Genomic DNA, 6,951 nt, shown 5'->3' with positions numbered 1-6,951 from the left:
GCTTCCTCGCGAGGACAGCGTTTTCGCCTGTGGCGGAGCCACCGGTGAAAACGATCCCGCAGCGAGGAAGCCGCTGAGGTTCCGCTACTCGAGCCACCGAGCAGAACGACCCACACAGCAGAAACAAGGAAAAAGCAGGGATGACACCCCCTGGTGGTCATCCCTGCTTCTCGTGCCTCCCCGTGATCGCTGTGCGGCCGCACCCGTTCCGGCATTGCGCACAGCGATGCGAGGACCAAGTTAGTGATCTTGCTCGGGTGCGGTCGACCGACCAGAGCAGGAGATCCGGGGTAAACCTACGTGGTAGTTAAATAGGGGTCCGGACTGACTGTTCCGCCCGATCCGCCCGGTGGGTCTCGCCGGGGCGCGACGGGTGGTCCGTGGCAGGCTGCTGGAATCAGCGGGCGCCCCGCGCGGTTGTACGTCGAGGTGCGCCGAGCGCACCACGCGCCCACGACGAGCACGGGATGGACATGCCTCACTTCGACCTGATCATCATCGGTAGCGGCTCCGGCAATTCGATCCTCGACGAGCGGTTCGCCGACTGGAACGTCGCGATCGTGGAGAAGGGCGTCGGCAGCACCGGGAACTACGGCGGCACCTGCCTGAACGTGGGCTGCATCCCGACGAAGATGTTCGTGCACACCGCGGACACGGCCGCGAGCCCCGGGGTCGGCGCGAAGCTGGGCGTGGACCTGGAGCTGCGGGACGTGCGCTGGCGGGAGATCCGGGACCGGATCTTCGGCCGCATCGACGCGATCTCCGACGGCGGCCGCCGCTACCGGGCCGAGGGTTCCCCGAACGTGTCGCTGTTCCAGGGCGAGGCGCGGTTCACCGGGGTGAAGGAACTCACCGTGGCGACCGCGGACGGCCCGGAGACGATCACCGCGGACCGGTTCGTGGTGGCGGCGGGCGGGCGCCCGACGGTGCCGGACCTGCCGGGCATCGAGCAGGTCGGCTTCCACACCAGCGACAGCGTGATGCGGCTGGAGGAACTGCCCCGCCGCATGATCATCCTGGGGAGCGGGTTCATCGGCGCCGAGTTCGCGCACGTGTTCTCGGCGCTGGGCGTCGAGGTGACGGTGGTGGCCCGCTCCGGGGCGCTGCTGCGCGCCGAGGACGAGGACGTGTCGCAGCGGTTCACCGAGCTCGCCCAGGCCCGCTGGGACGTGCGGCTCAACCGCAAGCAGACCTCGGTGGAGCGGGACGGCGACGTGGTGCGGCTGCACCTGGACGGCCCCGACGGCCCGGAGGTCGTGGAGGCGGAGGAGCTGCTGGTCGCGATCGGCCGCACCCCGAACTCGGACCTGATCGACGCGCAAGCCGGCGGGTTGAAGGTCCGCGAGGACGGCAAGGTCGAAGTCGACGCCGAGCAGCGCACCTCGGTGGACGGCGTGTGGGCGCTGGGCGACATCAGCTCGGACCACGAGCTCAAGCACGTCGCGAACCACGAGATGCGGGTGGTGCAGCACAACCTGCTGCACCCGGACGAGCTGATCGACTCGGACCACACCTACGTGCCGCACGCGGTGTTCTCCTCCCCGCAGATCGCGGCGGTCGGGCTGACCGAGCAGGAGGCCCGGGAGCGCGGCGTCGACTACGTCACGAAGGTCCAGGCGTACGGCGACATCGCCTACGGCTGGGCGATGGAGGACTCCACCGGTTTCCTGAAGCTGCTGGCCGATCCGTCGGACGGCGCGATCCTCGGTGCGCACATCATCGGCCCGCAGGCGCCGACGCTGCTGCAGCCGCTGATCCAGGCGATGCAGTTCGGTCTGGACGCGCGCACGATGGCCCGCGGCCAGTACTGGATCCACCCGGCGATGCCGGAGCTCATCGAGAACGCCCTGCTGGGCCTGGAACTCCAGCCGGAGTGACCGTGCGCCTGCTGCTGATCGCCGACACCCACCTGCCGAAGCGCGCGAAGGCGCTGCCCGAGCAGGTGTGGCAGGAGGTGGCGCGCGCCGACGTCGTCTTCCACGCCGGAGATTGGGTGGAGCCGCCGCTGCTGGACGAACTGGAGTCCCGCAGCGCGCGGCTCGTCGGCGTCTTCGGCAACAACGACGGCGCGGAGCTGCGGCGGCGGCTGCCGGAGGTCGCGCGGGTGGAACTGGCAGGCGTGCGCTTCGCGATGATCCACGAGACGGGTGCGGCGCAGGGCCGGGAACGCCGCTGCGACCGGGATTTCCCGGACGCCGACGTGCTCGTGTTCGGCCACAGCCACATCCCGTGGGACTCGACGACGCCGAACGGGCTGCGGCTGCTCAACCCCGGCTCCCCCACCGACCGCCGCAGGCAACCGCACTGCACCTACCAGACGGCGGAGCTCACCGGCGGCGTCCTCACCGACCTCACCCTGCACCAACTGCCGCCGAGGTGAACGGACCGTTCGCCCGGACACGAGCGAACGGCCCGCTCACTCCCACCCGGCACGAGTGAACGGACCGTTCGCCCAACTGGATCGGACGAACGGTCCGTTCACTCGGCGACGTCGAAAGCGGTGAGGCGCCGGAGGAACGCCGACCAGGCCCGGTGGTCCACCGTGAAGGCACCGCCACCGGGATCCTTGGAATCCCGCACGGATACCGCCCGCTCGGTCAATCGAACCTCGACGCAGGCGTTTGAAGAGGCCGCACTGCGACTGCTCGTGAACCATCCGGTGTCGTAGGCCCTCACTTCAGCTCCTTCAGCTTCTCGATGAGCAAGGCACGAGCCGACTCCGAGTCCAGGGCGAGCTCGCGAACGCTCTCCCAAGCTCGAAACATGGGAGCAGTTTCCAATTCTTGATCGTGGTATGTACAGGGGCCGTGGGAAGTGGTGCAGGTCATGCGAGGCGCGTTCCCTGCGAAGTCCAACGTGATGAGACCGCCTCCAAGGAGAGGCTTGGAGGTAGCAGTCCTACTCAGCACTTGAACGCTCACCGACGGACGTTCACCGAGCTGGAGAAGGTGGAGGAGCTGGCCACGCATGATCGCCAGGCTCCCGACCACTTCGTCCAGCGCCGATTCGGTCAGTACGAAGTCGATCTGCTTCGGTTCCTCGGCCTCCAGTACGCGTCGCTGCTGCTGAAGTCGGAAATCGACTCTGCGTTCGATCTCGTCCTCCGACGCCTCCCACCAGATCCCATCGGCCGCGCGCATCAACGCGACGACGTAGTCCTGCGACTGCGCGAGTCCCGGAATGATCCCGGTGTCGTAGAAGCCGATCGCGGCGGCATCGGCTTGCAGGTCGGCCAGCCGCTCGAACGACTTGGGCAGCTGATCGGTGTAACCCTTCCCGCGCTGCCGCTTCCGGGCCACCGCACCCAACGCGAGCACGGTTTCCCGGTCAGCGTCGGACACTCCGTAGCGGTCGAGCAGCAACCCGAGCTCATCGATGCTCAGCGAGGCCTTCGCCGATTCAAGATGACTGATCCGGGTGTAGTGCCGGTTGATCGCGCGAGCCGCCTCTTGCTGCGACAGCCCTGCTTCACGTCGGAGTCGGCGGAGCGTCAGTCCCAGCTGGCGGCGTTCGACGGTTTGGCGGCCTGTGGGCACGAAATCTCCTCCGGCTGATCCATTGGCTACCTGATCAGGGGACGACAATAGACCACAACCTGTGTTCTATTTATCCCACAAGCCTAACTATGCGGCTTACATGAAGATCTTCCGTGAACTGTACCGAGACACCGCAGACCAGGAGGAACCCGGATGCGTGAGCAGCGAGCCGTCGAGAGCGACACCTACGTGTGCCTGTCCGAGCACGTCCGGATCTCCTACGAGATCGACACGGACCGCTCGGTGCAGTTGGACTTCCGGGGCCGAGGCGACGACGGGCTGACGCTCAGCTTCAGCGAGGCGGCGTTCGGCGAGCTCACCCGAGCCGTGGGCCGCAGCAATGCGGAGCTGCTCCGCCCTTCCTCTTGACACCGGGACCTCGCCCGATGAGCGGCCCCCGCTCGTCGGGCGAACGGGCCGCTCACTCCACGAGGGCGGTGCGATCCGCGAGGTCGAGCCGGTCGCCGATATCGAGGACGTGGGCGATTCCTCCGGCGTGGCGGCGGAATTCGGCGACCGGGCCGTCCACTTCGACGTAGCCGGGCGGCTTGATCAGGTGCTCGTCGTCGTGGTGGATCGGCACCGCGGCGCGGGCGCCGAGGATGCGCGCCGCGACCGCCGCCTGTTCGGGGGTCAGTGCCGCCGGGAACGGGCTCGGCGGCTGCAGGGCGGGGTCGTCGACGACGGGGCCGTTGATCGGCAGGAACACCGCGTCGAACGGGCCGCAGCGCCGCGCGATGGTCCACCAGGCGCCGTGGAACAGGGTGTCGCCGCCGTGCAGCACGCGCCTGCCGCCCGCTTCCACGACCCAGTTGACCTGCGGTGATCCGAGGCCGTCGACAGCGGGCACCGCAGTGATCCGGAACGGGCCGACCTCGCGGGAGTCCCACTCGGCCACCACCTCGGCGGTCAGGCCGCTGGTGCTCAGGTCGCGCTCCACCTGCTCGGTGAGCACGTCCACGAAGGGCGCGGGCCGCAGCACCGTCGCCCCGGGGCGCAGCGCCCGCTGCAAGGCGGGCACCCCGGCGTGGTCGGGGTGCAGGTGCGTGACCAGCGCCGCGTCCACCGATCCCGGCGCCGGGGCGGGCAGCTCCGACCCCGGTTCGCGGAGCCCGAACAGTTCGTTGGGGTGCTGGACGTGGTCGATCACCAGGGTCGTCCCGCCGGATTCGATCTCCAGGCCCGCCCAGGCCAAGCGCCGGATGTGCATCGCGTGCTCCTCGTCGTCCGTTCGGCGGATGGGGTCGCCTGCCGACGCGGCGAAATTTAGCGTCCGATCGTTCGCCAAGTCAATAGCGAACGGGCGGGCGCTAAACTGAGCGCATGTCACCCCGACGCTCCGCGGCCGAAGCCCTCGCCACCCGGGCGAGGATCATCCAGCGCTCCACCGAGATCGCCTCCGAAGAAGGCCTCGAAGGCGTCACCATCGGGCGCCTCGCCGACGAGCTGGAGATGAGCAAGTCCGGCGTGCTCGGGCACTTCGGCACCAAGGAAGGCCTGCAGGCCGCGACGCTGGACGACGCCTTCGTGAATTTCTGGCACCGCGTGGTCGATTCCGCGACCGGGTATCCGGCAGGCATGCCGCGGTTGCGCGTGCTCTGCGAGAACTCGGTGAACTTCCTGGCCGACTTGGAGCTGCCCGGCGGCTGCCTGCTGACCGCCGCCTCCAGCGAGTTCGACGGCAGGCCCGGCCAAGTGCGCGACCTGGTCGCCGCCAGCTGGACCCAGTGGCGCGGACGGCTGCGCGACGAGTTCACCGCGGCCGTGGACGGCGGCGACCTCCCACCGGACTTCGACGTCGAGCAGGCCATCTTCGAGATCATCGGCACCGGCCTGGCGTTGAACCAGGAGCTCCAGCTGCACCACGACCCGCAAGCCGTCGACCGCGCCCACCGCGCGATCCACCGCGCCCTCGGCAACGGGTGAACGGACCGTTGGTCCGGCTAGATCGGACGAACGGTCCGTTCACTCCCACTCCGCGCAGCGAACGACCCGTTCGACCAGCGAGAGCGGACGAGCGGTCCGTTGCCCCCACACATGCGAACGGCCCGTTCGGAACCAGCGGAACGGGCCGTTCACTCCCACCGGGCGCGAGTGAACGGACCGTTCGCCCAACTAGATCGGACGAACGGTCCGTTCACTCGGCTCAGATGGTGCGGGGGCGGCCGGCGAGGATGCCGACGACCGTCTGCACCACCACGATGACCAGCAGCGCCACCATCGACACCGCCCAGGCCGCCGTCACGTCGTGCAGCATCCCGAACAGGAACGGGCCCGAGGCGGCGATCAGGTAGCCGATGCTCTGCGCCATCGCCGAGAGCTGCCCGGTGTCGGCGGCGTTCCGGGTGCGCAGCGAGATCATCACCAGCGCCAGCGGGAACGCGCTCATCCCGATCCCGATCAGCACCGCCCACAGCACCGGCGCGGCCAGCGGAGCCACCAGCAGCCCCAGCAGACCGGCGAACATGAGCACGCCCATCAGCAGCGCCCACCCGGACTGGCCGCGGGTCCGCGTCACCAGCGGCGGCAGCACCATGTTGATCGGCACGCCGATCAGCAGCAGCACGCCCAGCAGCGCCCCGGCCGAGGTGGCGTCCATCCCGGCGCCCTTGAACACCTCCGGCAGCCAGCCCATCACCACGTAGGCGACGGTCGACTGCATCGCGAAGTAGACGGTGATCAGCCAGGCGAGCGGGTGGCGCATCAGCGACCGGCGCTCGCCCTTCGGCGTGGCGACGGCCTTCGAGCCGTGCCCGCGGGTGCCGGGCACCCAGAGGCACAGCGCGGCCAGCGCGACGACCATCCACGTCGCCAGCGACAGCCGCCAGCTACCGGTCGCCGAGTTCAGGTACGGGGTCAGCGCCGAACCGGACGCGCCACCGGCGGCCATCGCCGTCGTGTAGAGGCCGGTGGCCAGGCCGACCCGCCCGGGGAAGGACTCCTTCACCACGACGGGGATCAGCACGTTGCACATCGCGATCGACGCGCACACCAGCACGGTGCCCGCGAGCAGCGTCCACGGGCCGCCGAGCACGCGGGCGATCATCGCGGCGGTCAGCAGCGCCAGCGAGGCGCCCACCACCCGGCTCATCCCCCACCGGCGGGCGAGCAGCGGCGCACCGATCCCGGCGAGGCCGAAGCACAGCGTCGGCACCGAGGTCACGATGCTCGCCCAAGTGCTGCTCGCACCCAGCGAATCGCGGACCTCGCCGAGGACGGAGGCGAGGCTGGTGACGGCGGGCCGCATGTTCGCCGCGGCGAGCGCCACGCCCGCCAGCAGCAGGCCGCCGCCCGCGACGGCGCGGCCGCGGGGCGCCATCGCCTCGGCGGCGCCTTCGTTCACCAACGCCTCGGCCGCGGCCAGCTTGGAGGCGTCGTCGGCCGGGGTACCGGACACGGCTGGCGCCGCCGTCCT

General features: G+C 69.7%; 8 protein-coding genes. 4 read left to right on the top strand and 4 right to left on the bottom strand.

Annotated elements, in window-relative coordinates; translation table 11 throughout:
- Positions 1-473: 473 nt before the first annotated feature.
- Together ABZ805_RS14880 and ABZ805_RS14875 are read left to right on the top strand one after the other, a co-directional pair.
- Positions 474-1,877, top strand: coding sequence for a mycothione reductase (locus ABZ805_RS14880; protein ID WP_358439677.1), 1,404 nt, complete (start codon positions 474-476; stop codon positions 1,875-1,877).
- 2 nt (positions 1,878-1,879) lie between these two features.
- Positions 1,880-2,380, top strand: coding sequence for a metallophosphoesterase (locus tag ABZ805_RS14875; protein WP_358439661.1), 501 nt, complete (start codon positions 1,880-1,882; stop codon positions 2,378-2,380).
- Positions 2,381-2,478: 98 nt separating this feature from the next.
- Here ABZ805_RS14875 and ABZ805_RS14870 read toward each other — a convergent pair whose 3' ends face one another.
- Entirely contained in the window at positions 2,479-2,676 is a 198-nt protein-coding gene (locus ABZ805_RS14870) for a DUF397 domain-containing protein (protein ID WP_358439658.1), read from the bottom strand.
- Positions 2,673-3,536 carry a helix-turn-helix transcriptional regulator gene (locus tag ABZ805_RS14865; protein WP_358439656.1) on the bottom strand — a complete coding sequence of 288 codons (864 nt, stop codon included), beginning with the start codon at positions 3,534-3,536 and terminating at the stop codon, positions 2,673-2,675. Before ABZ805_RS14865 ends, ABZ805_RS14870 begins: the two co-directional genes overlap by 4 nt.
- Positions 3,537-3,689: 153 nt before the next feature.
- Between ABZ805_RS14865 and ABZ805_RS14860 the strand changes: the two genes are divergently transcribed.
- Positions 3,690-3,905 carry a hypothetical protein gene (locus tag ABZ805_RS14860; protein WP_358439654.1) on the top strand — a complete coding sequence of 72 codons (216 nt, stop codon included), beginning with the start codon at positions 3,690-3,692 and terminating at the stop codon, positions 3,903-3,905.
- Between the two features lie 52 nt (positions 3,906-3,957).
- On the opposite strand, the gene ABZ805_RS14855 is transcribed toward ABZ805_RS14860, so the two are convergent.
- A complete protein-coding gene (locus ABZ805_RS14855; RefSeq protein WP_358439651.1) occupies positions 3,958-4,746 on the bottom strand; it encodes an MBL fold metallo-hydrolase in 789 nt (262 codons plus the stop codon).
- Between the two features lie 113 nt (positions 4,747-4,859).
- Here ABZ805_RS14855 and ABZ805_RS14850 point away from each other — a divergent pair, with 113 nt between their 5' ends.
- Positions 4,860-5,462, top strand: a complete 603-nt coding sequence (locus tag ABZ805_RS14850; protein WP_358439648.1) for a TetR/AcrR family transcriptional regulator — start codon at positions 4,860-4,862, stop codon at positions 5,460-5,462.
- 220 nt (positions 5,463-5,682) lie between these two features.
- Here the strand turns inward: ABZ805_RS14850 and ABZ805_RS14845 are convergent, their stop codons facing one another.
- Positions 5,683-6,933, bottom strand: coding sequence for an MFS transporter (locus tag ABZ805_RS14845; protein WP_358439646.1), 1,251 nt, complete (start codon positions 6,931-6,933; stop codon positions 5,683-5,685).
- Between the last annotated feature and the right edge of the window lie 18 nt (positions 6,934-6,951).

This window comes from Saccharopolyspora sp. NPDC047091, assembly GCF_040643635.1.
Classification (GTDB): domain Bacteria; phylum Actinomycetota; class Actinomycetes; order Mycobacteriales; family Pseudonocardiaceae; genus Saccharopolyspora_C.
The sequence above is the reverse complement of the archived record's forward strand: the minus strand, read 5'-3'. Positions and strand labels throughout refer to the sequence as shown.